This is a genomic window from Pseudomonas triticicola (assembly GCF_019145375.1).
Lineage (GTDB): Bacteria > Pseudomonadota > Gammaproteobacteria > Pseudomonadales > Pseudomonadaceae > Aquipseudomonas > Aquipseudomonas triticicola.
On sequence record NZ_JAHSTX010000001.1, the window covers coordinates 106,967 to 133,887 of the forward strand.

The following is a 26,921-nucleotide window of genomic DNA, read 5'->3' on the forward strand; positions in this document are numbered from 1 at the left end:
TTTTTAGTGGCAATATTTTGTTTTATCTACAACGAGTGACCTGAATCAACTGGTCCGAATGGTCAAAAAAGCCGTCTGTCATTCCAACAACAACGGCGTTTGATCAGCATAGACAATCAGGTCGCCACATCCGTTAGCCTGGAGTTCTACACATGCATCCCCGCGTTCTTGAGGTCACCGAACGGCTTATCGCCCGCAGCCGCGCCACGCGTCAGGCTTACCTTGCATTGATTCGCGGCGCCGCCACCGATGGCCCGATGCGCGGCAAGCTGCAATGCGCCAACTTCGCCCACGGCGTGGCCGGTTGCGGCACTGAAGACAAGCACAGCCTGCGGATGATGAACTCGGCGAACATCGCCATTGTGTCTTCCTATAACGACATGCTTTCGGCGCACCAGCCGTACGAAGTCTTTCCACAACAGATCAAGAACGCCCTGCGCGAAATCGGCTCGGTCGGCCAGTTCGCCGGCGGCACTCCGGCGATGTGCGACGGCGTGACCCAGGGCGAGCCGGGCATGGAACTGAGCCTGCCGAGCCGCGAAGTCATCGCCATGTCCACCGCCGTGGCGCTGTCGCACAACATGTTCGACGGCGCGCTGATGCTCGGCATCTGCGACAAGATCGTCCCGGGCCTGATGATGGGTTCGCTGCGTTTCGGTCATCTGCCAACGATCTTCGTACCGGGCGGGCCGATGGTTTCGGGGATTTCCAACAAGGAAAAAGCCGACGTCCGCCAGAAGTACGCCGAAGGCAAGGCCACCCGCGAAGAGCTGCTGGAATCGGAGATGAAGTCCTACCACAGCCCGGGCACCTGCACCTTCTACGGCACCGCCAACACCAACCAGTTGCTGATGGAAGTCATGGGCCTGCACTTGCCGGGCGCGTCTTTCGTCAACCCGAACACACCACTGCGCGACGCCCTGACCCGCGAAGCCGCGCATCAGGTCACGCGCCTGACCAAGCAGAACGGCAACTTCATGCCGATCGGCGAAATCGTCGACGAGAAGGCGCTGGTCAACTCCATCGTTGCCCTGCACGCCACCGGCGGCTCGACCAACCACACCCTGCACATGCCGGCCATCGCCATGGCGGCGGGCATTCAGCTGACCTGGCAGGACATGGCCGACCTTTCCGAAGTCGTCCCGACCCTGAGCCACGTCTACCCGAACGGCAAAGCCGACATCAACCACTTCCAGGCAGCGGGCGGCATGTCGTTCCTGATCCGCGAACTGCTCGCCGCCGGCCTGCTGCATGAAGACGTCAACACCGTGCTCGGTCATGGCCTGAGCCAGTACACCAAAGAGCCGTTCCTCGATAACGGCGAGCTGGTCTGGCGCGAAGGCCCGACCGACAGCCTCGACGAAAACATCTTGCGTCCGGTGTCGCGTGCGTTCTCGCAGGAGGGCGGCTTGCGGGTGATGGAAGGCAACCTCGGTCGCGGGGTGATGAAGGTTTCTGCCGTTGCGCTGGAGAACCAGATCGTCGAAGCACCGGCGATGGTCTTCCAGGATCAACAAGACCTGGCGGACGCATTCAAGGCCGGTCTGCTGGAGAAGGATTTTGTCGCCGTGATGCGCTTCCAGGGCCCGCGTTCCAACGGCATGCCCGAGCTGCACAAGATGACGCCGTTTCTTGGCGTGTTGCAGGATCGCGGCTTCAAAGTGGCGCTGGTGACTGACGGGCGCATGTCCGGCGCGTCGGGGAAAATCCCCGCAGCGATTCACGTCAGCCCGGAAGCTTATGTCGGTGGCGCTTTGGCGCGCGTGCAAGAGGGCGATATCATCCGCGTCGATGGCGTCAAAGGCACCTTGGAACTGAAGGTCGACGCCGCCGAATTTGCAGCGCGCGAACCCGCCAAGGGCCTGTTGGGCAACAACATTGGCAGCGGCCGCGAGCTGTTTGGCTTCATGCGCATGGCCTTCAGCTCGGCGGAGCAGGGCGCCAGCGCCTTCACTTCTGCCCTGGAGACGCTTAATTGAAACTGGCTTTGGTCGGTGACATCGGAGGCACCAACGCGCGGTTCGCGTTGTGGCAAAACCAGCAACTGCAATCGGTTCAGGTGCTGGCCACAGCCGACTTTGCCAGCCCGGAAGAGGCAATCGCTCTGTACCTGAGCGGGCTCGGGCTGGCGCCGGGCTCGATCGGCTCGGTGTGCCTGTCGGTGGCAGGTCCGGTGAGCGGCGATGAATTCAAATTCACCAACAACCACTGGCGGCTCAGTCGCAGCGCGTTCTGCAAGACCTTGCAGGTCGAGCAGTTGTTGCTGACCAACGACTTCTCGGCGATGGCGCTGGGCATGACCCGCTTGCAGCCCGGCGAATTCCGCGTTGTCTGCGAAGGCACGCCGGAGCCGTTGCGCCCGGCGGTGGTGATCGGCCCGGGCACTGGCCTGGGTGTCGGCACCTTGCTCGATCTCGGCGAAGGACGCTTTGCCGCGTTGCCGGGCGAGGGCGGCCACGTCGACCTGCCGCTGAGCAGCCCGCGGGAAACGCAACTGTGGCAGCACATCTACAACGAGATCGGCCATGTCAGCGCGGAAACCGCGTTGAGCGGCGGAGGCCTGCCTCGACTGTACCGGGCGATCTGTGCGGTGGATGGCCATGAGCCGATACTCGAAACGCCGGAAGCGATCACCGCCGCTGGCCTTGCCGGTGATCCGATCGCTTTGGAAGTGCTCGAGCAATTCTGCTGCTGGCTCGGTCGCGTCGCCGGCAACAACGTGCTCACCACCGGCGCGCGCGGCGGCGTGTTTATCGTTGGCGGGGTGATTCCACGCTTCGCCGATTTCTTCCTCGCCAGCGGCTTCGCCCGCTGCTTCGCCGACAAGGGATGCATGAGCGATTACTTCAAAGGCATCCCGGTGTGGCTGGTGACCGCGCCGTATTCCGGCCTCGTTGGCGCCGGCGTGGCCCTGGACCAATCAATCCCGACCTGAAATGCAATCCAATTGTGGGAGCGAGCCTGCTCGCGAAAGCGGTGTGTCAGTCAACAGATCTGTTGAATGTTAAAACCGATTCGCGAGCAGGCTCGCTCCCACAAGGGTTTCTGTAGTGTTTGTTAGTTTGATGCTTAAGGCATAATCCGCCCCAACTCCAACAACAAGGATGCCTTCGAAGTGAGCTCAGTCAACAAGTCGATATTGTTGGTCGATGACGACCAGGAAATACGCGAGTTGCTGGAAACCTACCTGACCCGCGCCGGGTTTCAGGTGCGGGCCACCGCCGATGGTGCCGGTTTTCGTCAGGCGCTCAACGAGGCGCCCAGCGATCTGGTGATCCTCGATGTGATGCTGCCCGACGAAGACGGTTTCAGCCTGTGCCGCTGGGTGCGCCAGCATCCGCGTCAGGCGCAGGTGCCGATCATCATGCTGACCGCCAGTTCCGACGAAGCCGACCGGGTGATCGGTCTGGAGCTCGGCGCCGACGATTACCTTGGCAAACCGTTCAGCCCGCGCGAACTGCAAGCGCGGATCAAGGCCCTGCTGCGTCGCGCGCAATTCGCCCACGAGCGCAGCGGCAGCGAAGTGCTGGTCTTCGACGACTGGCGCCTGGACACGGTCAGCCATCGGCTGTTCCACAACGACGGCGAGGAAGTGATTCTTTCCGGCGCCGATTTCGCCCTGCTGAAACTGTTCCTCGACCACCCGCAGCAAATCCTCGACCGCGACACCATCGGCAACGCCACCCGTGGCCGCGATCTGATGCCGCTTGATCGCATCGTCGACATGGCCGTCAGCCGTTTGCGCCAACGCCTGCGCGACACCGAAAAACCGCCACGGCTGATCCGCACCGTGCGCGGCAGCGGTTATCAGTTGGCAGCCAATGTGGTTGCCGGCAATGCTCACTGAGGCGCTGGGCAAATTCGCCAGTCGCATACCGGTGCCGCGCTCACTGCTCGGGCGGATGCTGCTGCTGACCCTGCTGGCGGTGCTGTTCGCACAGACGCTGTCGAGTGTGATCTGGGTCTCGCAACTGCGCGCCACCCAGCTCGAAGGCTTGGTCACCAGCGCCCGCAGCCTGGCGCATTCGATGACCGCCAGCGTCAGCTATTTCCGTTCCTTGCCAGTGGCCTATCGACCGCTGGTGCTCGATCAATTGCGCAGCATGGGCGGTACCCGTTTTGTCGTGACCCTCAACGACAAACCGCTGGGCATGGACGTGCTGCCGGTCACACCGCGCAAGGCCGCCGTGATGCAAGCGGTGGATGAAGTGCTGCGCCAGTCCCTCGGCCATGACACGGACATTTCGGTGACCTTCGTCAGCCCCGAAGACCTGCGGATTTTCAACGCCGGGCTGAAACTTGATGAATTGCCGCGCTCCTGGGCGCACTACGCGTTGACGCTGGAGCCGGTGAATCCGCCGGTGCTGGTCACGCAAATTCAAATGGCCCCGGGCGAATGGCTGTACATCGCCTCGTTGCTGCCGGAGCCGTACACCAGTCTCGAAGAGCAAGGCCTGCCGGCGCAGCAGGTGTGGTTTATCGTCCTCACCAGCGGCTTTTTGCTGTTGTTCATCGGCCTGCTGGTGCACTGGCAGAGCCGGCCGCTCAAGCGCCTGGCGCGGGCAGCGCGGGATCTCTCGCTGGGCGCCGACGTCGAGCCAGTGGCGGAGGGCGGTGGCAGTGAAGTGGTCGAAGTCGGCCGCGCGTTCAACACCATGCGCGAACGCATCAGCCGTTACCTGACCGAGCGCAGCCAGTTGTTCAGCGCGATTTCCCATGACTTGCGCACGCCAATCACCCGCCTGCGCTTGCGCGTCGAACTGCTCGAAGACGAACAGCTGCAAGCCAAATTCGGCCGCGATCTGGATGAGCTGGAGCTGCTGGTCAAAGGCGCACTGCAATGCGTGAAAGACACCGACATCCACGAGAACATCGAGCCGGTGGATCTCAATCACGTCCTCGATTGCCTGGTCGAGCCGTATCTGGCGCCGAACGGCAATGGCCGCGTCACTCAGCATGGCCGCGCGCTGTCGGCGTATCCGGGCAAGCCGCTGGCGCTCAAACGCTGCATCGGCAACCTGATCGACAACGCCTTGAAGTACGGGCAGAACGCGCATCTGCACATCGATGACGATGACAGCGCGTTCGTTTTGCACGTCGACGATGAAGGGCCGGGTGTGCCGCAGCAGCGGCTGGAGCAAGTGTTCGAGCCGCACTTCCGTTTGGCGGGACAGCAGCAGGGCTACGGACTCGGTCTGGGCATTGCGCGCAACATTGCCCACAGCCACGGCGGCGAGGTGACGTTGCAGAACCTGCGTGAGGGCGGGTTGCGGGTGACGTTGCAGTTGCCGCGGTCTGTGGATTAGCCCCGAAAAGCCCCTCACCCTAGCCCTCCCGAAACGTCGGACCGCCCAGAGGGAGAGGGGACCGATTGGGGGATGCTGCTGAGCTGCGCTGACCTGTAAATGCGGTGATGAATCCATAATCGCCAATATTTTTCAGGTCGACGGAGGACGCAAGACACCTCGGTCGGCCCCCTCTCCCTCCGGGAGAGGGTTGGGGTGAGGGTGCTTTTGCTCTTTTCTTTTGTCACAAGCCAGTGACAAACCCCGTCCCCTTCGTTACAAGCCCGCCCTGGCCCGTTGTTTAGACTGCCCGCAGTCCTAACAACAAAAAAGGGTCACCCCATGGACACCTTTCACCCAGACTTCAGCAGTTGGCTGAACGCCCCTGCCCACCAGCAATGGCTCGCTACCGAAGGCCTGCGTCTGCTGGATTTCGCCAAGGCATCACGACTGCCCGAAGGCTTCGGCAATCTCGACGAGCGCGGCCGTTTGCCGGCGCACGCCCAAGCCGAAACCATGAACACCGCGCGCATGACCCACAGCTTCGCCATGGCGCACATTCAGGGCCTGCCGGGGTTTGCCGAGCTGGTCGACCACGGTATCGCCGCGTTGCGCGGGCCACTGCGTGATGCGTTGCACGGCGGCTGGTTTGCGGTGGCCGAACACCGCGACGACAACACCGGCAAGAACGCCTACCTGCACGCCTTTGTCGCGCTCGCCGCCAGCTCCGCCGTGGTCGCACAACGGCCCGGCGCCCAAGCCTTGCTCGATGACGCAATCGACATTATCGACACTTATTTCTGGAGCGAAGAAGAGGGCGCCATGCGCGAATTCTTCAACCGCGACTGGAGCGAAGAAGAAGCCTATCGCGGCGCCAACAGCAACATGCACGCGACCGAAGCATTCCTCGCGCTGGCCGATGTAACCGAAGATCCGCGCTGGCTGGTGCGCGCCCAGCGCATCGTCGAGCGGGTCATTCACGGTCACGCTGCTGCCAACGACTACATGGTCATCGAACACTTCGATCGCGACTGGCAACCGCTGCGCGAATACAACCACGACAATCCGGCTGACGGTTTCCGTCCCTACGGCACCACGCCGGGCCATGGTTTCGAGTGGGCGCGCTTGCTCCTGCACCTTGAAGCCGCGCGGGTGCAGGCCGGCATGCTGACGCCGGGCTGGCTGGCCCTGGATGCTCAAAAACTCTTCGAAAACAACTGCCGGCACGGCTGGGATGTCGATGGCGCGCCGGGCATTGTCTACACCCTCGACTGGCACAACAAAGCCGTGGTCCGCCATCGCCTGCACTGGACGCACGCCGAAGCCAGCGCCGCCGCCAGTGCCTTGCTCAAACGCAGCGGCGACGGGCAATACGAAAGCTGGTACCGACTGTTCTGGGAGTTCTGTGAGACGAATTTCATTGACCGTTGCAACGGCAGCTGGCACCACGAACTCAATCCGCAGAATGTGCCAAGTGCCGATATCTGGCCGGGCAAGCCCGATCTGTATCACGCCTGGCAGGCTGTGCTGATTCCGCGATTGCCGCTGGCGCCAAGCATGGCCACGGCTTTGGCGCGGTTGTCCCGGCCTGTGCCTGTGTAACCATGTCGTGACATTTACGCGTCCCTTCGTTACCTGCGAAGCGAAACGCTCTGTTTAAACTCCGTGCAGCGCAAGCACCAGACTTGCAATGCATAACAACAAGAAAGGTACATCTCGAATGAATGCGATTTCTCGCCTCGCTACTGTCATTTCTGTCGCCTCCCTGTTCCCGCTCGCAATCCTGCCGCTCAGTGTCTCCGCTGCCGACTCCAAAGGTTCGGTCGAAGTCGTGCACTGGTGGACTTCCGGTGGCGAAAAAGCCGCTGTTGATGTGCTCAAGGCCCAAGTCGAAAAAGACGGTTTCACCTGGAAAGACGGCGCTGTCGCCGGTGGTGGCGGTGCGACTGCCATGACCGTGCTGAAAAGCCGTGCCGTTGCCGGCAACCCGCCAGGCGTAGCGCAGATCAAAGGCCCGGACATCCAGGAATGGGCGTCGACCGGTCTGCTCGACACCGACGTTTTGAAAGACGTCGCCAAGTCGGAAAAGTGGGACAGCCTGCTCGACAAGAAAGTCTCCGATACCGTGAAGTACGACGGTGATTACGTGGCCGTGCCGGTGAACATTCACCGCGTGAACTGGCTGTGGATCAACCCGGAAGTCTTCAAGAAAGCCGGCATCACCAAGAATCCAACCACCCTCGAAGAGTTCTACGCAGCCGGCGACAAGCTGAAAGCGGCGGGCTTCATTCCGCTCGCCCACGGCGGTCAGCCTTGGCAGGACAGCACCGTGTTCGAAGCCGTGGTGCTCTCGGTCATGGGCGTGGATGGCTACAAGAAAGCCCTGGTCGATCTCGACAACAAGGCGCTGACCGGCCCGGAAATGGTCAAGGCGCTCACCGAGCTGAAGAAAGTCGCGACCTACATGGACGCGGACGGCAAAGGCCAGGACTGGAACCTCGAAGCGGCCAAGGTCATCAACGGCAAGGCCGGCATGCAGATCATGGGTGACTGGGCCAAGTCCGAATGGACCGCCGCCAAGAAAGTCGCCGGCAAGGACTACGAGTGCATAGCGTTCCCGGGCACCGACAAGGCGTTCACCTACAACATCGACTCGCTGGCCGTGTTCAAGCAGAAGGACGCAGGCACTGCGGCCGGTCAGCAGGACATCGCCAAAGTCGTGCTGGGTGAGAACTTCCAGAAAGTCTTCAGCATCAACAAAGGCTCGATCCCGGTGCGCAACGACATGTTGAACAACATGGACAAGCTCGGCTTCGACTCCTGCGCACAGACCGCTGCCAAGGACTTCCTCGCGGACGCCAAATCCGGCGGCCTGCAACCAAGCATGGCGCACAACATGGCGACCACGCTGGCCGTGCAGGGCGCGTTCTTTGACGTAGTCACCAACTACATCAACGACCCGAAAGCCGACCCGGCTGATGCGGCGAAGAAACTCGGCGCGGCGGTTCAGTCGGCCAAATAGGCGCCTTGACGGCGAGCTGCAAGCTTCAAGCTTCAAGCTGCAAGTTAAAGGCTTGCGCGTTGCTGGGCTTGTAGCTTGCAGCTTGCAGCTGTTCTTCTCTTTCTTTTCTGGATTTGCTCATGAGTTCTGTTGCTGTGTTCAGCAAGGCCTCGCCGTTCGATGCATTGCAACGCTGGCTACCGAAACTGGTGCTGGCGCCGAGCATGTTCATCGTGCTGGTGGGCTTCTATGGCTACATCCTGTGGACGTTCATTCTGTCGTTCACCACCTCGACCTTCCTGCCCAACTACAAGTGGGCCGGTCTGGCGCAATACGCGCGGTTGTTCGACAACGACCGCTGGTGGGTGGCGAGCAAGAACCTCGCCGTGTTCGGCGGCATGTTCATCGGCATTACCCTGGTGATCGGCGTGTTGCTGGCGGTGTTCCTCGACCAGCGCATCCGTCGCGAAGGCTTTATCCGCACCATTTACCTGTACCCGATGGCGCTCTCGATGATCGTCACTGGTACCGCGTGGAAATGGCTGCTCAACCCGGGCATGGGCCTGGACAAATTGTTGCGTGACTGGGGCTGGGAAGGCTTCCGTTTGGACTGGCTGATCGACCCCGATCGCGTGGTCTACTGCCTGGTGATCGCCGCTGTTTGGCAAGCCTCGGGCTTCATCATGGCGATGTTCCTCGCCGGCCTGCGTGGCGTCGATCAATCGATCATCCGTGCCGCACAGATCGACGGCGCGAGCATGCCGCGCATCTACTGGAAAGTCGTGCTGCCAAGCCTGCGTCCGGTGTTCTTCAGTGCGGTGATGATCCTCGCGCACATCGCGATCAAGAGCTTCGACCTCGTTGCGGCAATGACCGCCGGCGGCCCGGGTTATTCCTCCGACCTGCCAGCGATGTTCATGTATTCCTTCACCTTCAGTCGCGGCCAGATGGGCATGGGCTCGGCCAGTGCGATTCTGATGCTCGGTGCGATCCTCGCGATCATCGTGCCTTACCTGTATTCCGAGCTGAGGACCAAGCGTCATGACTAGTCTTGCTGCCAAACCCGCTATCAGCTTGAGCCGCATCGCGATCTACGCGGTGCTGATCCTCGCAGTGTTCCTCTATCTGGTGCCGCTGGTAGTCATGTTGCTGACCAGCTTCAAGACCCCGGAAGATATCAGCACCGGCAACCTGTTGAGCTGGCCGACCGTGGTCAGCGGCATCGGCTGGGTCAAGGCCTGGGCCACGGTTGACGGCTACTTCTGGAACTCGATCAAGATCACCGTACCGGCCGTCATCATCTCCACCGCGATCGGTGCGTTGAACGGTTACGTGCTGTCGATGTGGCGCTTCCGGGGTTCGCAGTTGTTCTTCGGTCTGCTGCTGTTCGGCTGCTTCCTGCCGTTCCAGACCGTGCTGCTGCCGGCCTCGTTCACCCTCGGCAAGATGGGCCTGGCGAGCACCACCACCGGTCTGGTGTTCGTGCACGTGGTCTACGGTCTGGCGTTCACCACGCTGTTCTTTCGCAACTACTACGTGAGCATTCCCGATGCGCTGGTCAAGGCTGCGCGTCTGGATGGCGCCGGGTTCTTCACGATTTTCCGCCGCATCATTCTGCCGATGTCGACGCCAATCATCATGGTCTGCCTGATCTGGCAGTTCACCCAGATCTGGAACGACTTCCTGTTCGGTGTGGTGTTCTCCAGCGGTGATTCGCAACCGATCACCGTGGCGCTGAACAACCTGGTCAACACCAGCACCGGCGCCAAGGAATACAACGTGGATATGGCAGCGGCGATGATCGCCGGCCTGCCGACCCTGCTGGTCTATGTGGTCGCAGGCAAGTATTTCGTGCGCGGGCTGACGGCCGGCGCGGTCAAGGGGTAATCATGGCTACGCTTGAACTTCGCAACGTAAACAAGACCTACGGGGCCGGCCTGCCGGACACCCTGAAGAACATCGAACTGTCGATCAAGGACGGTGAATTCCTGATTCTCGTCGGCCCGTCCGGCTGCGGCAAATCGACCTTGATGAACTGCATCGCTGGTCTGGAAACCATCACCGGCGGCGCGATCATGATCGGCGACCAGGACGTCAGCGGCATGAGCCCCAAGGATCGCGACATCGCCATGGTGTTTCAGTCCTACGCGCTGTACCCGACCATGAGCGTGCGCGAGAACATCGAGTTCGGCCTGAAAATCCGCAAGATGCCGCAGGCCGCGATCGACGAAGAAGTCGCCCGCGTCGCCAAGCTGTTGCAGATCGAACACCTGCTCAATCGCAAGCCGGGCCAGCTCTCCGGTGGTCAGCAACAGCGCGTGGCGATGGGCCGTGCCTTGGCGCGGCGGCCGAAGATCTACCTGTTCGACGAACCGCTGTCGAACCTCGACGCCAAGCTGCGCGTCGAGATGCGCACCGAAATGAAACTGATGCACCAGCGTCTGAAAACCACCACGGTCTACGTGACCCACGACCAGATCGAAGCGATGACGCTGGGCGACAAGGTCGCGGTGATGAAGGACGGCATCATTCAGCAGTTCGGCACGCCGAAAGACATCTACAACGACCCGGCCAACCTGTTCGTGGCGAGTTTCATCGGTTCGCCGCCGATGAACTTCATCCCCCTGCGTTTGCAGCGCAAGGACGGTCGTCTGCTGGCGCTGCTCGACAGCGGCCAGGCGCGTTGCGAATTGCCGATGAGCATGCAGGACGCCGGCCTTGAAGACCGCGAAGTGATTCTCGGCCTGCGCCCGGAGCAGATTGTGCTGGCGAGCGGCGAGGGCAATGGTCTGCCGAGCATCCGCGCCGAAGTGCAGGTCACCGAACCGACCGGTCCGGACACCCTGGTGTTCGTCAATCTGAACGACACCAAGGTCTGCTGCCGACTGGCGCCCGACGTGGCACCGCAGGTAGGCGAAAGCCTGACGCTGCAGTTCGATCCATCGAAAGTGTTGTTGTTCGACGCCAATACCGGTGAGCGTCTGGGCGTTGCGGGCCAGGTGCAGACAGAAACCCGGTCGGCGAATGTGGCGCAGTTCAAAGGCCGCTGAAAACAATGCTGGAATGCGGTCCTGTGGGAGCTGGTTCCACAAAAAGGAGCACGCGGTGAATGGCCTGTCATTCGTCGCACTTTATGTAAACCGCGTTAGATAAAAACAGTTAATAACAATAAAGACGAGGATGTAGGGATGAAAAAGAAACACGTCAATGCCCGGTTGATCTGCCAGGTTTCAGCGGCAGCTGCACTGGTGCTGGCTGGTAATGCGATGGCGGCGGATGCGTTCAGCTCCGACTCCAAGTGGATGACCGGCGACTGGGGCGGCGAGCGCACCAAGCTGATCGAGCAGGGTATCGACATCAAGGCCGACTACGTTGGCGAGATGGGCGCCAACCTGCACGGTGGTTATGACGACGACAAGACCGGCCGCTACAGCGACCAGTTCGGCCTCGGCGTGGCCCTCGACCTGCAGAAACTGTGGGGCTGGGACAACACCCAGGCGAAGATCCAGCTGACCAATCGTAACGGCTACAACATCTCCAACGACCGCGTTGGCGATCCACGTGCCGGCACCCTCAGCTCCTCGCAGGAAGTCTACGGCCGTGGCCACATGGTGCGTCTGACCCAGTTGTGGATCCAGCACCAGTTCTTCGACAACAAGCTCGACGTCAAGGCTGGTTACTTCGGCGAAGGCGAAGACTTCAACACCTTCCCGTGCGACTTCCAGAACCTGGCGTTCTGCGGTTCGCAAGTGGGTAACTGGGCGACCAACATCTGGTACAACTGGCCCGTCAGCCAGGCCGCGATCCGTGTGAAGTACAACATCAACGACGAGCTCTACGCGCAAATCGGTGCGTACAACCAGAACCCGTCGCAGCTGGAACACGGCAACGGCTTCAAGCTCAGCGGCAGCGGCACCAAAGGTACGGTGCTGCCGGTTGAGTTGGTCTGGTCGCCGAAGGTCAACAGCCTGCCGGGCGAATACCGCGTCGGTTACTACAAGAGCACGGCCGATGCCGACGACGTTCGCGAAGACGTCAACGGTTTCGACGCGGCAACCACTGGTGACGACTACAAGTCGCACAACAGCAAAAGCGGTTACTGGTTCGTTGCGCAACAGCAACTCACCAGCCACAACGGTGATGCGACTCGCGGTCTGAACATCGCCGCCAACGCGACCTTCCACGACAAGGACACCAACTTCATCGACAACTACCAGTCGGTGATGTTTGTCTACAAAGGCCCGTTCGATGCGCGTCCGAAAGATGACATCGGTATTGGCGCTGCGCGTATCCACGTCAACAAGGACGTCAAGCGCAATGCTGAACTGCTGAACGCTGCCAACGGTGTGTCCGATTACGACAACGCCGCGTTCTCGCCGATTCGTGAGACCGAGTACAACTACGAACTCAACTACGGCATCCATGTCACCAACTGGCTGACCGTGCGTCCCAACCTGCAATACATCACCCATCCGGGCGGTGTGGATGAAGTCGATAACGCTTTGGTCGCTGGCCTGAAAATTCAGTCAACGTTCTGACGCGTCTGCGATAAGCTCCTCTCTATGTGCGCATTTTGCGGACAGCCAAGGCTGTCCGCTTTTTTTTGTGACACAGGTCAGATGTGTTGCTTGATGATTTTTTGTGGCTGGAGAGTTTTTTGTGGCGAGGGGATTTATCCCCGCTGGGCTGCGAAGCGGCCCCAAATCCTATAAGCACAATCTGGCTGATACACCTCGGTGAATGGTTTTCAGGGCCGCTTCGCGACCCAGCGGGGATGAATCCCCTCGCCACAAAGTGCTATGCAAGGCTTTTGGATTGATGAGTACCTCCATGATTTTCAGGACCGTAGCCAATGCATGAGCATCCGCTGCAACGCTTCTTCAAATCCCTGCGCGAGCGACCGGTGTTCGCCTGGGAGCGCTATCAGATGCGCGACGTGTTGGTGATCGATCATCCGCTGTGTCAGGCGGTGTTCAGTCGTCAGGGCGCGCAGTTGCTGCATTTTCAGCCGCGCGGGCAGAAGCCGTGGTTGTGGTGCGCGGCGAAGTGGCCGCATGTCGGCGCAATTCGCGGTGGCGTGCCGGTGTGCTGGCCGTGGTATGGCCGTCATCCGAGCGAAAACGCGTGGCCGTCCCATGGTTGGGCGCGACTGCTCGACTGGAAACTGCTCGACAGCAGCAGCGCCGAGGATGGCGTGCGCCTGCACTGGCAATTGCAGCTGTGCGATTGGCAGGTCGACCTGCACGCGCACCTTGGCGAACGCATGGACTTACGCCTGAGCACCGAGCATCAGGACGACATGCCGTGCCAGTTGAGCCAGGCTTTGCACGCTTACTGGCGGATTGGTGATGTCGGTGAGATAGCGCTGTCTGGGCTTGAAGGCGCGCAGGGTTATGATCAGTTGAATCGCCAGGTTTGCCAGCAGGAAGGCGAGTTGCGGGTGGATGGCGGGTGTCAGCGGGTGTTCCAGCACGACGGCGAATTACAGCTCAAGGATCACGCCTGGCAGCGCGAGTTGTGCATCGATACCGGTGACAGCGGCGACACCGTCGTCTGGCATCCCGGCGCGCGGCCGTTGCTGGGGGTGAGCTGGGACGAGGTATCGGAATTCGTTTGCGTAGAAGCAGCGGCGGGCGGCACCGACAGCCTGCACCTGGCGCCGGGGGAGAAGGCGCATTTGAGTTTGCAGGCGTGGGCGGCTGCTTGAGTGTGTCAGCCACATCGTAGCCCCTCACCCTAGCCCTCTCCCGGGGGAGAGGGGACCGAATGGGGGATATTCGAGAGATTCGCCGACCTGAATGAATGTCGGTGAATCCATAATCGACTCAGTGTTTCAGGTCGATGTAGATCGCCAGACACCTCGGTCGGCCCCCTCTCCCTCTGGGAGAGGGCTGGGGTGAGGGGCTTTTGATCTTTAGTTGAATTCGTCCCCAACCGGATACCGGCTCGCATTCAAACTCTCTTTGATCTTGCGCAGATGCGGCTGGAAATCCACCCCGCGGCGCAAGGTCATCCCCGTCGCCAGCACATCCAGCACGGTCAACTGAATGATCCGCGAGGTCATCGGCATATAGATGTCGGTGTCTTCCGGCAGCGGAATGTTCAGGCTCAAGGTACTGGCCTTGGCCAGCGGTGAATTTTCCGCTGTCAGGCCCAAAACCGAAGCGCCGTTCTCCCGGGCAATCCGCGCCACTTCCACTAGCTCGCGGGTACGCCCGGTGTAGGAAATGATCACGAACAGCTCACCGGTGTGCGCCACCGAAGCAATCATTCGCTGCATCAGCACATCGGCGTGCGCGGTAACCGCTAGGTTGAAGCGGAAGAACTTGTGCTGCGCATCCAGCGCAACCGGGGCCGAAGCGCCGAGGCCGAAGAAGTGGATCTGCCGCGCCTGGATCAACAGGTCGACGGCGCGGCTGATCAGGTTCGGGTCGAGCGCCTGGCAAGCACTGTCCAGGGAAGCGATGGCGCTGCCGAAAATCTTCTGCGTGTACGCCTCGGGATTGTCGTCGGCCTCGACCGCGCGGCTGACATACGCCGCACCACTGGCCAGGCTCTGCGCCAATTGCAGCTTGAGTTCGGGATAACCGCTGACACCGAACGAGCGGCAGAAACGGTTGACCGTCGGTTCGCTCACCGAGGCGGCCTGGGCGAGGGCGGCGATGCTGAAGCGGGTGGCCTGCTGCGGGTTGAGCAGGATCACCTCGGCGACCTTACGTTCGGCCTTGTTCAGCTCTTCAAGGCGACTCTGGATCTGTTCCAGTAAATTTCGCACGCGGTCCATATGGAATTCCTGATTCACCGACGCAGAGTTGCGTCGGGCTATGCAAATTGGGCCTTTGATATGGCCCGTGACGGTGGCCTATCCTACTGATGCGTCCGGGCGACCACCACTCGGATTGAGTATTCTGCGAAAATGTTGTGGTTATTACTACATTTTCCCTTGAGTGATGCCTTGAAAAAAGGTATTTGTAGCTTAACTTGATAAAAGAACAAACATCATGCCTTCCATTACGGTTGAACCGTGCACCTTTGCCTTGTTCGGCGCGCTTGGCGATCTGGCCCTGCGCAAGCTGTTTCCTGCCCTGTATCACCTTGACGGTGCCGACCTGCTGCACGAGGACACGCGAATCATCGCGCTGGCCCGTGAGCCCGGCAGCGAGCAGCAGCACATGGCGTTCATCGCCGCCGAATTGCGCCGTTACGTCGGCAAAGAGCTGAACGAAACCGTGGCCGAGCGCTTTCTCGCGCGCCTGACCTATCTGCACGTCGACTTCCTCAAGGCTGAGGATTACGTGGCGCTGGCGGAACTGGCCGGCAGCAGCCAGCGCATGATTGCCTACTTCGCTACTCCGGCGGCGGTATACGGCGCGATCTGCGAAAACCTCGAGAAAGTCGGTCTGGCCGAGAACACTCGCGTGGTGCTGGAAAAACCGATCGGTTCTGACCTGGAGTCTTCGCGCAAGGTCAACGATGCCGTCGCGCAGTTTTTCCCGGAAGACCGCACCTACCGCATCGACCACTATCTGGGCAAAGAGACGGTTCAGAACCTGATCGCCCTGCGTTTCGCCAACAGCCTGTTCGAAACCCAGTGGAACCAGAATTACATCTCCCACGTGGAAATCACCGTGGCCGAGAAGGTCGGCATCGAAGGCCGTTGGGGCTATTTCGACAAGGCCGGCCAGCTGCGCGACATGATCCAGAATCACCTGTTGCAGCTGCTCTGCCTGATTGCCATGGATCCGCCAGCCGACTTGTCCGCCGACAGCATCCGTGACGAGAAAGTGAAAGTGCTCAAGGCGCTCGCGCCGATCAGCCCGGAAGGCCTGACCACACAAGTGGTGCGCGGCCAGTACATCGCTGGCCACAGCGAGGGCAAATCCGTTCCGGGTTACCTCGAAGAACCGAATTCCAACACCCAGAGCGACACCGAAACCTTCGTCGCCCTGCGTGCCGACATCCGCAACTGGCGCTGGGCCGGCGTGCCGTTCTACCTGCGTACCGGCAAGCGCATGCCGCAGAAGCTGTCGCAGATCGTTATCCACTTCAAGGAACCGTCGCACTACATCTTCGCCCCGGAGCAGCGCCTGCAGATCAGCAACAAACTGATTATCCGTCTGCAACCGGACGAAGGCATTTCCTTGCGCGTGATGACCAAAGAGCAGGGCCTGGACAAGGGCATGCAACTGCGCAGCGGGCCGCTGCAACTGAATTTCTCCGACACCTGGCGTAGTGCGCGGATCCCCGATGCCTATGAGCGGTTGTTGCTGGAAGTGATGAACGGCAATCAGAACCTGTTTGTCCGTAAAGATGAAATCGAAGCCGCGTGGAAGTGGTGTGACCAGCTGATCGCCGGGTGGAAGAAATCCGGTGACGCGCCCAAGCCGTATGCGGCCGGGTCGTGGGGGCCGATGAGCTCCATTGCTTTGATCACGCGGGACGGGAGGTCGTGGTATGGCGATATCTGATGTGCAACTGCCGACGGGCGTGACTGCCCGCGAATTCAACAGCCCGGTGCTGCTCGCCGAAGGCCTGGCGCTGAACGTTGCCAAGCAACTGAGCGACGCCATTGCTGCACGCGGCAACGCGGTGCTGGTGGTGTCCGGCGGGCGCAGCCCGGTAGCGTTCTTCCAGCACCTGGCCAAGCAGGAGCTGGACTGGTCGAAGGTCGTTGTGACCCTCGCCGACGAGCGTTGGGTGCCGGTCGAACACGCCGACAGCAATGCCGGCCTGCTCAAGCAGTATCTGCTCAAAGGCCCGGCAGCCAAGGCGCAGTTCCTCAGCCTCTACAGCGCGGCGGCCAACGTCGAGCAGGCTGCGGAACAGGCTGATCGCTTGCTCGCGGAATTGCCCCCGATTGACGTGCTGGTGCTGGGCATGGGCGATGACGGTCACACCGCGTCGCTGTTCCCCGACAGCCCGAACCTCGCCGAAGCCCTGCAAGCCGATGGCACACGCCGTTGCTGGCCGATGCTGGCGCCCAGCGTGCCACGTCAGCGCCTGACCATGAGCCGCGCGCTGCTGGCCTCGGCCCGGCACAAGATTCTGTCGATTTCCGGTCAATCGAAACTGACCACCCTGAATGCCGCGCTGGCATCCGATGACGTTGCGGCCATGCCGGTGCGCGCGTTTCTGCAACCTACGTTAGAGATTTACTGGTGCCCATGAGCCAAGGAACAGCCGCTATGACAACCCCATCCCCGACCGTTTCCATGGCGGACAAAGTTGCCCTGATCGACAGTCTCTGCGCCAAGGCGCGGATCCTGCCAGTGATCACCATCGCCCGCGAACAGGACGTGCTGCCACTGGCCGACGCCCTCGCCGCCGGTGGCCTGACCGCGCTGGAAGTGACCCTGCGTTCGCAGTTCGGCCTCAAGGCCATTCAGATCCTGCGTGAACAGCGTCCGGAACTGATGACCGGTGCCGGCACCGTGCTCGACCGCAACATGCTCGCAGCGGCGGAAGCGGCCGGTTCGCAATTCATCGTCACCCCGGGCATCACTCGTGACCTGCTCGAAGCCAGCGTCGACAGCCCGATTCCGCTGTTGCCGGGCATCAGCAACGCCTCGGGGATCATGGAAGGCTACGGTCTGGGCTATCGCCGCTTCAAGCTGTTCCCGGCGGAAGTCAGCGGTGGCGTGGCGGCAATCAAGGCGCTCGGCGGCCCGTTCGGCGAAGTGAAATTCTGCCCGACTGGCGGCGTCGGTCCGGCCAATATCAAGAGCTACATGGCGCTGAAAAACGTCATGTGCGTGGGCGGTAGCTGGATGCTTGATCCGGAGTGGATCAAGAACGGCGACTGGGCGCGTATTCAGGAATGCACTGCCGAAGCCCTGGCGCTGCTGGACTGATCTTTACCCCTACACCTCGTTGTGTGCTTTACGGCTTTATGGTGCGCTTGGTCGGCGCACCTTTTTTTTGCGCCGAAGAAAGTAAACATACATGCCGCGATACATAGTTAACGCACGCGGTCCGTTTGCCGGGGTTAACCTGCGTTCTTCTTATGGAAGAGAGAACGCCTCATGGACGACCGTCAGTCTCTGACCCTTACACCACAATCCCGTTATCAACCGAAGCAACTTTCCCTCGGCCGCCCCGCAGCCGATTCCCAAGTGCGCAATATCAGCCAGGGGGTCGAAGGCCTGCCGCTGATCCTGCGTCTGTCGCTGGTCGATGCGATGACCAGCGAGCCGGTCATCGGCGCGCTGGTGCGCATTCAACAGCGTGTCGATGGCGACACCCGCTTGGGCGGCAGTCAATCGACCGACAGCCATGGCATCGTCCGTTTCACCAGCGTCTATCCGGATCGGGCGGCGCACGGCGCTGCTTGCCTGAAGCTGAACGTATTCATTCCCGGCGACGAAGCAGGAGGGCAAGCTCACCACGAGGCCTGGGCCGGCACCTTGCACGTCCCAGGCCGCTGCGGCTGTGAAGCTGCCGCCGATGACGCCTTGCAGCTGGTATTGCAGCCGATCGCCGGCGCCGATCTTGAAGACGGTGCCTTCGCCTGCCAGACCCTCGGCATCGACACCTTCGCCGTGTCGTCGCAGCTTGGCCTCGAAGGCTACGAAAAGAACTCCGGTGTGCTGTTCTAGCGCAGCTGGTTCAATGCGTGGACCAGCTGCTCCATCTCGCCGGCCGTGGTGGTCAGCCCCGGGGTGATGCGAATGCACGGCCCGCACGCGGCGCCGGTGCGCACCACGGTGAACAGGTTGAACTCGCTGAGCAGCCGCTCGGCCATGGCCTGTTGATCGGCATGCCGGGTGAAGCGCAGCGCGGTGATCCCGCAATACAGTTGCGGATCGTCCGGAGTCAGCACCTCGATGCCCGGCAGGTGCCGCACGGCGCTGACCCACAGGTTGCGCAGGTAATTCAGGCGTGGGCTTTTGGCTGCTGCGCCGCCGAGCGCGTCGTGCTCTTCGAACACCAGCGGCAAGGTCATCAGCGCCGGGATGTTCGGCGTGCTGTACGAGGTGCGCGCGCGAATATCGCTGACCGGGTAATGCATCTCGCCCATGTCCGGATCGATATCAGCCAGACGCTGCGGGGCGATATAGATGAAGCCAAGGGTCAGCGGTGCGCCGATCCATTTGTGCAGGTTGTAACCGGCGAAAGCGATGCCCAAGGCTTGCAGGTCGAATTCAATCTGGCCGAGAGCGTGGGCACCGTCGAGGATGATGTCGACACCATGCTCTTTGGCCAGCGCGGCGATGGCTTGCACCGGCATGACCAGACCGGTGCGATGGGTGACATGGGTCAGCGCCATCAGTTTGAGTTTCGGGTGGCGGGTGAAAGCTTCGCGGTAGCTTTCCAGCAGGCTCTCGAAACTGGCGGGATGGTGGTGGGTAATCTCGATGACCTCAACGCCACGCTGTTTCGCCAGCCAGCGCATGGCGCCTTTGACCGTGTCGTACTCGAGGTCACAGATCAGCACCTGATCGCCCGGTTGCAGGCGATTGTAATTGCGGATCAGCGATTGCAGGCCTTCGGTGGCATTGCGCGTCAGCGCCACGCTTTGCGCGCGCACGCCGATCAGTTCGGCCAGTTGCGCGCGGATCTCAAGGTTGTCGTGCTGTTCAAAGCGCTGGCGCACATAAATCGAGTTGCTGGTGTTGATCAGCTCGATATTGCGCTGGTACTCCTCGATCACCGTGCGCGACATGCGCCCGAAGTAACCGTTTTCCAGATTGACCGGGCCGGGCTGCACATCGTATCGGTCGGCGAATGTCTGCCAGAAGGCTTCGTCACGGGCGCGGCGGGTGTTGTCAGGCATGGTCGGCAAGGCTCAAGAGGAAAGGGCACGTCAGTGGCGCGGGGCGGGTTTGCCGTGTTTGGCGCGCAGCGGTTCGAGCAGGTCGGACAAGCCGTTGTGGTCGATCTCCTGCATCAACGCCAACAGGCCACCGAGTTCACCGTGGGGAAAGCCTTCACGGGCGAACCAGTTCAGATAGGGGCCAGGCAAGTCGGCAATGATCCGCCCTTTGTATTTGCCGAAGGGCATCTCGCGGGTGATCAGCAGTTCGAGTTTTTCCGGATTCATCAGCACGCTTCATCGATTCACATGACAGCCTGGAAAATACAGGCATTCTGCATGCAGGCCAAATGACAGATCATGCAAAAAACCAGCATACAGATGGTTCAATCTTTTATAACTCTTTGAAAAACAAAGACTTATTTTCGAAAGCGAAGCTGGCACGCACACTGCAATATCCCTTGCATCTTCAACCCATCGCAAGGAATTGAAAAATGACCGACATGAATAAAGAAGCCATTTCTGTACTCAACGACCTGATTGAAACCTGCAAGGACGGTCAGGAAGGGTTCAAGACTTGCGCCGAAGACATCAAGCACCCAGAACTGAAAACCCTGTTCGTGCAGCGCTCCGCCGATTGCGCCACCGCAGCGGCCGAGCTGCAGGCTCAAGTGCGTTCGCTCGGCGGTGATCCGGAAACCTCGACCAGCGTTGCCGGTGATCTGCACCGTCGCTGGGTCGACGTCAAATCCATGTTCACCGGTAAAGACGAAGAGGCTGTGCTGAACGAAGCCGAGCGCGGTGAAGACCATGCGCTGAAGGCTTATCGTGAAGCGATCGAGAAAATCAACAAGCACAATCTGGTAGGCATTCGTGACCTGGTTGAGCGTCAGTACCACGGCGTACAACGCAACCACGACCAGGTGAAAGCCCTGCGCAACCAGGCTCGTGCCAACTCGTAAGAGTTAGTCGGCTGATAAAAAACGCCAGCTTGTCTGGCGTTTTTTTGTGCCCGCGGGAAAAGCCCCTCACCCTAGCCCTCTCCCGGAGGGAGAGGGGACTGACCGAGGTGTCTTTCGCTAAACATCGACCTGAATGATCGAGTCGAACTCAGGATTTGAATCCGGCGAAGATCAGCTCCCTTTCCCCCTCGCCCCCTTGGGGGAGAGGGCTGGGGTGAGGGGGAAAAGATCTCACTGACACACCACAAATCAATCAGCCAATGTTAATCGCCGGCAATGTCGGCAACGTCACCGTCTGCTGCTTACGTGGCGCGAGAATCTCCGCCTCGCCATCCACTACCAACTCATCACGCTGATTGAATACGCGAGTGGCAATGCGCACGCGGAATTTCGGCAGTTTCTCCAGAATCTCCAGGCGCACCGTCAGCGTGTCGCCGATCTTCACCGGCTTCTGAAAGCTCATCTGCTGACCGATATAGATAGTGCCCGGCCCAGGCAATTCGCAGGCCACCGCTGCGCTGATCAGCGCACCGCTGAACATGCCGTGGGCGATGCGCTCCTTGAACATGCTGGCGGCGGCAAACTCGGCGTCCAGGTGCACCGGGTTGTGGTCGCCCGACATCGCGGCGAACAGCTGAATGTCGCGCTCTTCGACAGTCTTGCTGTAGCTGGCGGTCTGGCCGACTTCAAGGGCTTCGTAAGGGATGTTGGTAACCTGGGTCATCGGTTTCGATTCCTGTGACGGATTTCAGTGAATCCACAAAAAATTATTCGCTACGCTGCGGGCGCCGGTGGCTCAGGGCCTGGTCGATCCAGGCGAGCACATCGGCGCTCACTTCGTCGCGATTGCTTTCATTGAACAATTCGTGCCGGGCCTGCGGGTAGATCTTCAGTTGCAGATGCTGGCTGCCGGCCATGCGCAAGGCATTGGCCAGATCTGTCAGACGCTTGCCCTCGCTCACCGGATCACATTCGCCGCCAATCACCAGCAGCGGCAGGCCCGGATCGATCTGCGCGAGATTGGACGCTTTGCTGATTTGCTGCAACCCACCGAGCAGGTCGATCCACAGCTGATTGGTGCAGCGAAAGCCGCACAACGGGTTGGCGGCGTACTTGTCGACCTCCGCCGGGTCGCGGCTCAGCCAGTCGAAACGGGTGCGCACCGGTTTGAATTTATTGTTGAACGAGCCGAACGACAGCCACTCGATCAATGCACTGCGGCCCTTGCCGCCCTGGCGCAGTTTTTCCAGCCGGGCGATCTGCCGCGCGACGCGATAGAGGGCCACCGGCTGGAAATTCGAGCCGCTGAGAATCGCCCCGTGCAGACTGGCGCTGTGGTGCAACAAATAGCCTTGGGCGATGTAGCTGCCCATGCTGTGGCCGAGCAGGATGATCGGCACGCCGGGATGTTGCTGGCCGATGTGCTGATTGAGGCTGGCCAGATCGCCGACGACCTTGCGCCAACCGTCGTCATCGGCGAAATGGCCGAGGGTGCCGTTGTCGGCGGTGCGACCATGGCCGCGCAGATCCGGGGCGTACACGCCATAGTCTTTGTCGCAAAACGTGTCGGCGAGCCGCGCGTAGCGAGCGCTGTGTTCGGCCATGCCATGGGCCAGCAGAACCACCGCTTTCAATGGCGTGGCCGGCAGCCAGCGGTTGACGTACAGGCGGCTGCGGTCGCTCGCGTCCAGCCAGAAGGTGTCGTGGGTCATGGCGATTCCTTTGCTCAGCATCGCCACAGTGTATAGCGCGTCTGATCAGCTCACGCCACGGCAGGAAGATTCACGGGATCAATGAGGGCTTGCGTCATATTTGCCTCAATGGCCATAGCTGCTAGTGTCCGTGAAGCTCCGCTTTGTGCTTTTCGCCTTCCATGGACGAAGCAGAAACGACAGAAAGCGGCTCCCGGATCGGCTCAGGTAAAGAGGACAAGAACAATGCAACCTGATTTCTGGAATGACAAACGCCCGGCCGGCGTACCGCTGGACATCGACATGGGCGAGTTCAAGTCGGTCATCGAAGTGTTTGAGCGTTCCTGCAAGAAGTTCGCTGACCGCCCGGCGTTCAGCAGCATGGGCATCACCCTGACCTACGCCGAACTCGAGCGCCAGAGCGCGGCGTTTGCCGGATACCTGCAGGCCCATACCGATCTGGTGCCGGGGGATCGCATTGCGGTGCAGATGCCCAACGTTCTGCATTATCCGATTGCCGTGTTCGGCGCGCTGCGCGCCGGGCTGATCGTGGTCAACACCAACCCGCTGTACACGCCACGGGAAATGCGCCACCAGTTCAAGGATTCCGGTGCACGCGCGCTGGTCTACCTGAATCTGTTCGGGCAGAAAGTCCAGGAAGTGCTGCCCGACACCGACATCCAATATCTGATCGAAGCGAAGATGGGCGACCTGATGCCCACCGCCAAAGGCTGGCTGGTCAACACCGTGGTCAGCAAAGTGAAGAAACTGGTTCCCGAGTATTCGCTGCCGCAAGCGACCTCGTTCAAAAGCGCGCTGCGCATGGGGCGTGGTCTGGGCATCAAGCCGCTGAACGTCGGCCTCGATGACATCGCCGTGCTGCAATACACCGGCGGCACCACCGGCCTGGCCAAGGGCGCGATGCTCACCCACGGCAATCTGGTGGCGAACATGCAGCAGGTGCGCGCCTGTCTGGCTCAGCTCGGCCCGGACGGTCAGCCGCTGTTGCGCGAAGGCCAGGAGGTGATGATTGCGCCGCTGCCGCTGTACCACATCTATGCCTTCACTGCGAATTGCATGTGCATGATGGTCTCGGGCAACCACAACGTGTTGATCTCCAATCCGCGCGACATCGCCGGCTTCATCAAGGAACTGAAGAACTGGCGCTTCTCGGCGCTGCTGGGTTTGAACACCTTGTTCGTCGCGCTGATGGATCACCCTGACTTCAAGACCCTGGATTTCTCCAGTCTGAAGCTGACCAACTCCGGCGGCACCGCGCTGGTCAAGGCCACCGCCGAGCGCTGGGAGCAGATGACCGGTTGCCGTATTACCGAAGGCTACGGCCTGACCGAAACCTCGCCAGTGGCCTGCACCAACCCTTACGGCGATCAGTCGCGGCTGGGCACTGTCGGCTTGCCGGTGCCGGGCACGCTGGTGAAAATCATCAACGATGACGGCGTCGAACAGCCGCTGGGCGAGCGCGGCGAGCTGTGCATCAAAGGCCCGCAGATCATGAAGGGCTACTGGAACAAGCCCGAAGCCACCGCCGAAGTGCTCGATGCCGAGGGCTGGTTCAAGTCCGGCGACATCGCCGTGATCGACCCGGACGGTTTTGTGCGCATCGTCGATCGCAAGAAGGACATGATCATCGTCTCCGGTTTCAACGTGTACCCCAACGAAATCGAAGACGTGGTCATGGCCCACCCGAAAGTCGCCAACTGCGCGGTCATCGGCGTGCCGGACGAGCGTTCGGGGGAGGCGGTGAAGCTGTTTGTGGTAGCGCGGGAGAGCGGGGTCAGCCTGGAAGAGCTGAAGGCGTACTGCAAAGAGAATTTCACGGCCTACAAGGTGCCGAAACACATCGTGTTGCGTGAGTCGTTGCCGATGACGCCTGTAGGGAAAATTCTGCGGCGCGAGTTGCGGGATATCGCATAAAGGTTACAAGCGAAAAGATCGCAGCCTTCGGCAGCTCCTACAGGAAACGCATTCCAAAATGTAGGAGCTGCCGAAGGCTGCGATCTTTTGCTTTTACACCCCATGACTACGGGGCTTTCACGGTTTAATAGGATTTTTGCTCTAAAATGACCGCTGGCAAGTCTTGAGTCATCAATGTGACTGTAGGGGCCTCTTTTGGCTCTGGTCGACCCTTGGCAAAGCTGCTACTCTCGGCGCGCTTTGTGACTTCTCGGCCTGTAAAACGCCGGATTCACCAATACAAAACACACACCAATAATAATCGCATCAAATGCGGTGAAGAATTCGCGTTGCTGAGGAGTGGGCTTCCATGATCGAAGACTTTTGGAAGGATAAGTACCCGGCTGGAATCGCAGCCGAGATCAATCCAGACGAGTATCCGAACATTCAGGCAGTGTTGAAGCAATCCTGCCAACGCTTCGCCAACAAACCGGCTTTCAGCAACCTCGGCAAGACAATCACCTACGGTGAGCTGTACGAGCTGTCCGGTGCCTTTGCCGCGTATCTGCAACAGCATACCGACTTGCAGCCCGGTGATCGAATCGCCGTGCAACTGCCCAACGTCCTGCAGTATCCGGTCGCGGTCTTCGGTGCCATTCGCGCCGGGCTGATCGTGGTCAACACCAACCCGCTGTACACCGCGCGGGAAATGGAACACCAATTCAACGACTCCGGCGCCAAAGCCCTGGTGTGCCTGGCGAACATGGCGCACCTGGCCGAAGCCGTGGTGCCGAAGACCGGCGTCAAGCACGTCATCGTCACCGAAGTCGCCGACTTGCTGCCGCCGATCAAGCGCCTGCTGATCAACAGCGTCATCAAGTACGTGAAGAAAATGGTCCCGGCCTATCACTTGCCCAAAGCCATCAAATTCAACGACGTCCTGAGCAAGGGCCACGGCCAGCCAGTGGCCGAAGCCAACCCGGACAGCGGCGATGTCGCGGTGCTGCAATACACCGGCGGCACCACCGGCGTGGCCAAGGGCGCGATGCTGACCCACCGCAACCTGGTCGCCAACATGTTGCAGTGCAAAGCGCTGATGGGCTCCAACCTCAACGAAGGCTGCGAGATCCTGATCACGCCGCTGCCGCTGTACCACATCTATGCGTTCACCTTTCATTGCATGGCGATGATGCTGATCGGCAACCACAACATCCTGATCAGCAACCCGCGCGACCTGCCGGCGATGGTCAAGGAACTGTCGAAGTGGAAGTTCAGCGGTTTTGTCGGTCTGAACACGCTGTTCGTGGCGCTGTGCAACAACGAAGGTTTCCGCAAGCTGGATTTCTCCGCGCTGAAAGTCACCCTGTCCGGCGGCATGGCCCTGCAACTGGCCGCAGCCGAGCGCTGGAAAGCCGTGACCGGTTGCGCCATCTGCGAAGGCTACGGCATGACCGAAACCAGCCCGGTGGCCACGGTCAACCCGATCCAGCACATCCAGATCGGCACCATCGGCATTCCGGTGCCGTCGACCCTGTGCAAAGTCATCGACGATGCCGGTGTCGAGCAGCCGCTAGGCGAAATCGGCGAGTTGTGCGTCAAAGGCCCGCAGGTGATGAAGGGCTACTGGCAGCGTCAGGAAGCCACCGATGAAATGCTCGACAGCGACGGCTGGCTGAAAACCGGTGACATCGCGCTGATCCAGCCGGACGGCTACATGCGCATTGTCGATCGCAAGAAGGACATGATTCTGGTGTCTGGCTTCAATGTCTATCCGAACGAACTGGAAGACGTGCTGGCGACTTTGCCGGGCGTATTGCAGTGCGCGGCGATTGGCGTGCCGGACGAGAAATCGGGTGAGGCGATCAAGATTTTCATCGTCGCCAAACCGGGAGTGACCCTGACCAAAGAGCAGGTCATGGACCACATGCGCGCCAACGTTACCGGCTACAAAGTGCCGCGTTCGGTGGAATTCCGCGATGCGCTGCCGACTACCAACGTCGGCAAGATCCTGCGCCGCGAATTGCGGGATGAAGAGCTGAAGAAGATCAAGGCGAAGAGCGCCGCTTAAACGAAAAGCCCCGCAGGTGCGGGGCTTTTTGTTGGGAAAGATTGGTGGTTTGCAGCGTCTGGTAAATCCTACCCCCTCACCCCAACCCTCTCCCCCAAGGGGGCGAGGGGGAAGGGAGCCGATCTTCAAGCTTTTCAGATCCTGAGTTCGGCTCGATATTTCAGGTCGGCGTATTCCGTAAGAGCAACCCGGTCGGTCCCCTCTCCCTCTGGGAGAGGGCTAGGGTGAGGGGAAGGGCTGACGCCACA

General features: G+C 60.6%; 23 protein-coding genes. 18 read left to right on the forward strand and 5 right to left on the reverse strand.

Going from position 1 to position 26,921, the window contains the following annotated elements; genetic code table 11:
* The first annotated feature begins 152 nt into the window (after window positions 1-152).
* The 11 genes from edd to KVG85_RS00475 all read left to right on the forward strand — a co-directional run bounded on the left by edd (window position 153) and on the right by KVG85_RS00475 (window position 13,993).
* Window positions 153-1,979 (forward strand): phosphogluconate dehydratase, encoded by a 1,827-nt coding sequence (edd, locus tag KVG85_RS00425; RefSeq protein WP_217862698.1) that lies wholly within the window; start codon window positions 153-155, stop codon window positions 1,977-1,979.
* Window positions 1,976-2,935 (forward strand): glucokinase, encoded by a 960-nt coding sequence (locus KVG85_RS00430; protein ID WP_125926431.1) that lies wholly within the window; start codon window positions 1,976-1,978, stop codon window positions 2,933-2,935. Before edd ends, KVG85_RS00430 begins: the two co-directional genes overlap by 4 nt.
* Before the next feature lie 180 nt (window positions 2,936-3,115).
* Complete coding sequence (locus KVG85_RS00435) at window positions 3,116-3,847, forward strand: response regulator (protein WP_217862700.1); 732 nt, start codon at window positions 3,116-3,118, stop codon at window positions 3,845-3,847.
* Window positions 3,837-5,306: an ATP-binding protein gene (locus KVG85_RS00440; protein WP_071173345.1), complete on the forward strand. Its 1,470-nt coding sequence runs from the start codon at window positions 3,837-3,839 to the stop codon at window positions 5,304-5,306. The genes KVG85_RS00435 and KVG85_RS00440 overlap by 11 nt, the downstream gene beginning before the upstream one ends.
* A gap of 321 nt (window positions 5,307-5,627) precedes the next feature.
* A complete protein-coding gene (locus KVG85_RS00445) occupies window positions 5,628-6,887 on the forward strand; it encodes a D-mannose isomerase (protein WP_217862701.1) in 1,260 nt (419 codons plus the stop codon).
* 118 nt (window positions 6,888-7,005) lie between these two features.
* On the forward strand, window positions 7,006-8,307 hold the full coding sequence (locus KVG85_RS00450) for an ABC transporter substrate-binding protein (protein ID WP_217862702.1): 1,302 nt from the start codon (window positions 7,006-7,008) through the stop codon (window positions 8,305-8,307).
* A gap of 119 nt (window positions 8,308-8,426) precedes the next feature.
* A complete protein-coding gene (locus KVG85_RS00455) occupies window positions 8,427-9,335 on the forward strand; it encodes a carbohydrate ABC transporter permease (RefSeq protein WP_016773533.1) in 909 nt (302 codons plus the stop codon).
* Window positions 9,328-10,173, forward strand: coding sequence for a carbohydrate ABC transporter permease (locus tag KVG85_RS00460; protein ID WP_039758116.1), 846 nt, complete (start codon window positions 9,328-9,330; stop codon window positions 10,171-10,173). The genes KVG85_RS00455 and KVG85_RS00460 overlap by 8 nt, the downstream gene beginning before the upstream one ends.
* A gap of 2 nt (window positions 10,174-10,175) precedes the next feature.
* Window positions 10,176-11,336, forward strand: coding sequence for an ABC transporter ATP-binding protein (locus tag KVG85_RS00465; RefSeq protein WP_217862703.1), 1,161 nt, complete (start codon window positions 10,176-10,178; stop codon window positions 11,334-11,336).
* 138 nt (window positions 11,337-11,474) lie between these two features.
* Window positions 11,475-12,824, forward strand: a complete 1,350-nt coding sequence (locus KVG85_RS00470; RefSeq protein ID WP_217862704.1) for a carbohydrate porin — start codon at window positions 11,475-11,477, stop codon at window positions 12,822-12,824.
* 314 nt (window positions 12,825-13,138) lie between these two features.
* Window positions 13,139-13,993: a D-hexose-6-phosphate mutarotase gene (locus KVG85_RS00475; RefSeq protein WP_217862705.1), complete on the forward strand. Its 855-nt coding sequence runs from the start codon at window positions 13,139-13,141 to the stop codon at window positions 13,991-13,993.
* Window positions 13,994-14,200: 207 nt separating this feature from the next.
* On the opposite strand, the gene KVG85_RS00480 is transcribed toward KVG85_RS00475, so the two are convergent.
* Window positions 14,201-15,061 carry a MurR/RpiR family transcriptional regulator gene (locus KVG85_RS00480; RefSeq protein WP_169842436.1) on the reverse strand — a complete coding sequence of 287 codons (861 nt, stop codon included), beginning with the start codon at window positions 15,059-15,061 and terminating at the stop codon, window positions 14,201-14,203.
* A 226-nt stretch (window positions 15,062-15,287) separates the two neighbouring features.
* On the opposite strand from KVG85_RS00480, the gene zwf reads away from it, so the two are divergent.
* The 4 genes from zwf to KVG85_RS00500 all read left to right on the forward strand — a co-directional run bounded on the left by zwf (window position 15,288) and on the right by KVG85_RS00500 (window position 18,881).
* Window positions 15,288-16,754, forward strand: a complete 1,467-nt coding sequence (zwf, locus tag KVG85_RS00485; protein ID WP_016773537.1) for a glucose-6-phosphate dehydrogenase — start codon at window positions 15,288-15,290, stop codon at window positions 16,752-16,754.
* A complete protein-coding gene (gene pgl, locus KVG85_RS00490; protein ID WP_041479176.1) occupies window positions 16,741-17,454 on the forward strand; it encodes a 6-phosphogluconolactonase in 714 nt (237 codons plus the stop codon). The genes zwf and pgl overlap by 14 nt, the downstream gene beginning before the upstream one ends.
* Window positions 17,455-17,471: 17 nt before the next feature.
* Window positions 17,472-18,137, forward strand: coding sequence for a bifunctional 4-hydroxy-2-oxoglutarate aldolase/2-dehydro-3-deoxy-phosphogluconate aldolase (locus KVG85_RS00495; protein WP_016773539.1), 666 nt, complete (start codon window positions 17,472-17,474; stop codon window positions 18,135-18,137).
* 171 nt (window positions 18,138-18,308) lie between these two features.
* Window positions 18,309-18,881 (forward strand): peptidase associated/transthyretin-like domain-containing protein, encoded by a 573-nt coding sequence (locus tag KVG85_RS00500; RefSeq protein ID WP_217862706.1) that lies wholly within the window; start codon window positions 18,309-18,311, stop codon window positions 18,879-18,881.
* Here the strand turns inward: KVG85_RS00500 and KVG85_RS00505 are convergent.
* Together KVG85_RS00505 and KVG85_RS00510 are read right to left on the reverse strand one after the other, a co-directional pair.
* A complete protein-coding gene (locus KVG85_RS00505; RefSeq protein ID WP_217862707.1) occupies window positions 18,878-20,059 on the reverse strand; it encodes an aminotransferase class V-fold PLP-dependent enzyme in 1,182 nt (393 codons plus the stop codon). The genes KVG85_RS00500 and KVG85_RS00505 overlap by 4 nt on opposite strands.
* Window positions 20,060-20,089: 30 nt before the next feature.
* Window positions 20,090-20,326 carry a DUF3820 family protein gene (locus tag KVG85_RS00510; RefSeq protein WP_003227425.1) on the reverse strand — a complete coding sequence of 79 codons (237 nt, stop codon included), beginning with the start codon at window positions 20,324-20,326 and terminating at the stop codon, window positions 20,090-20,092.
* Between the two features lie 206 nt (window positions 20,327-20,532).
* Here KVG85_RS00510 and KVG85_RS00515 point away from each other — a divergent pair, with 206 nt between their 5' ends.
* A complete protein-coding gene (locus KVG85_RS00515) occupies window positions 20,533-21,000 on the forward strand; it encodes a ferritin-like domain-containing protein (protein ID WP_217862708.1) in 468 nt (155 codons plus the stop codon).
* 253 nt (window positions 21,001-21,253) lie between these two features.
* Here the strand turns inward: KVG85_RS00515 and KVG85_RS00520 are convergent, their stop codons facing one another.
* Together KVG85_RS00520 and KVG85_RS00525 are read right to left on the reverse strand one after the other, a co-directional pair.
* Complete coding sequence (locus KVG85_RS00520; RefSeq protein ID WP_217862709.1) at window positions 21,254-21,724, reverse strand: MaoC family dehydratase; 471 nt, start codon at window positions 21,722-21,724, stop codon at window positions 21,254-21,256.
* A 43-nt stretch (window positions 21,725-21,767) separates the two neighbouring features.
* On the reverse strand, window positions 21,768-22,712 hold the full coding sequence (locus KVG85_RS00525) for an alpha/beta hydrolase (RefSeq protein WP_217862710.1): 945 nt from the start codon (window positions 22,710-22,712) through the stop codon (window positions 21,768-21,770).
* Between the two features lie 225 nt (window positions 22,713-22,937).
* Here KVG85_RS00525 and fadD2 point away from each other — a divergent pair, with 225 nt between their 5' ends.
* Together fadD2 and fadD1 are read left to right on the forward strand one after the other, a co-directional pair.
* Entirely contained in the window at window positions 22,938-24,626 is a 1,689-nt protein-coding gene (gene fadD2, locus KVG85_RS00530; protein ID WP_024014054.1) for a long-chain-fatty-acid--CoA ligase FadD2, read from the forward strand.
* A gap of 349 nt (window positions 24,627-24,975) precedes the next feature.
* Window positions 24,976-26,673 carry a long-chain-fatty-acid--CoA ligase FadD1 gene (fadD1, locus tag KVG85_RS00535; protein WP_024014053.1) on the forward strand — a complete coding sequence of 566 codons (1,698 nt, stop codon included), beginning with the start codon at window positions 24,976-24,978 and terminating at the stop codon, window positions 26,671-26,673.
* Window positions 26,674-26,921: the final 248 nt, after the last annotated feature.

Coding starts and splice junctions, on each gene's coding strand:
- KVG85_RS00525 (WP_217862710.1), bottom strand. CDS start 22,712: ATGACCCACGACACCTTCTGGCTGGACGCGAGCGACCGCAGCCGCCTG.
- KVG85_RS00455 (WP_016773533.1), top strand. CDS start 8,427: ATGAGTTCTGTTGCTGTGTTCAGCAAGGCCTCGCCGTTCGATGCATTG.
- fadD2 (WP_024014054.1), top strand. CDS start 22,938: ATGCAACCTGATTTCTGGAATGACAAACGCCCGGCCGGCGTACCGCTG.
- KVG85_RS00450 (WP_217862702.1), top strand. CDS start 7,006: ATGAATGCGATTTCTCGCCTCGCTACTGTCATTTCTGTCGCCTCCCTG.
- fadD1 (WP_024014053.1), top strand. CDS start 24,976: ATGATCGAAGACTTTTGGAAGGATAAGTACCCGGCTGGAATCGCAGCC.
- KVG85_RS00495 (WP_016773539.1), top strand. CDS start 17,472: ATGACAACCCCATCCCCGACCGTTTCCATGGCGGACAAAGTTGCCCTG.
- KVG85_RS00445 (WP_217862701.1), top strand. CDS start 5,628: ATGGACACCTTTCACCCAGACTTCAGCAGTTGGCTGAACGCCCCTGCC.
- KVG85_RS00515 (WP_217862708.1), top strand. CDS start 20,533: ATGACCGACATGAATAAAGAAGCCATTTCTGTACTCAACGACCTGATT.
- KVG85_RS00465 (WP_217862703.1), top strand. CDS start 10,176: ATGGCTACGCTTGAACTTCGCAACGTAAACAAGACCTACGGGGCCGGC.
- zwf (WP_016773537.1), top strand. CDS start 15,288: ATGCCTTCCATTACGGTTGAACCGTGCACCTTTGCCTTGTTCGGCGCG.
- KVG85_RS00520 (WP_217862709.1), bottom strand. CDS start 21,724: ATGACCCAGGTTACCAACATCCCTTACGAAGCCCTTGAAGTCGGCCAG.
- KVG85_RS00470 (WP_217862704.1), top strand. CDS start 11,475: ATGAAAAAGAAACACGTCAATGCCCGGTTGATCTGCCAGGTTTCAGCG.
- KVG85_RS00475 (WP_217862705.1), top strand. CDS start 13,139: ATGCATGAGCATCCGCTGCAACGCTTCTTCAAATCCCTGCGCGAGCGA.
- KVG85_RS00505 (WP_217862707.1), bottom strand. CDS start 20,059: ATGCCTGACAACACCCGCCGCGCCCGTGACGAAGCCTTCTGGCAGACA.
- KVG85_RS00460 (WP_039758116.1), top strand. CDS start 9,328: ATGACTAGTCTTGCTGCCAAACCCGCTATCAGCTTGAGCCGCATCGCG.
- edd (WP_217862698.1), top strand. CDS start 153: ATGCATCCCCGCGTTCTTGAGGTCACCGAACGGCTTATCGCCCGCAGC.
- KVG85_RS00500 (WP_217862706.1), top strand. CDS start 18,309: ATGGACGACCGTCAGTCTCTGACCCTTACACCACAATCCCGTTATCAA.
- KVG85_RS00440 (WP_071173345.1), top strand. CDS start 3,837: ATGCTCACTGAGGCGCTGGGCAAATTCGCCAGTCGCATACCGGTGCCG.
- pgl (WP_041479176.1), top strand. CDS start 16,741: ATGGCGATATCTGATGTGCAACTGCCGACGGGCGTGACTGCCCGCGAA.
- KVG85_RS00510 (WP_003227425.1), bottom strand. CDS start 20,326: ATGAATCCGGAAAAACTCGAACTGCTGATCACCCGCGAGATGCCCTTC.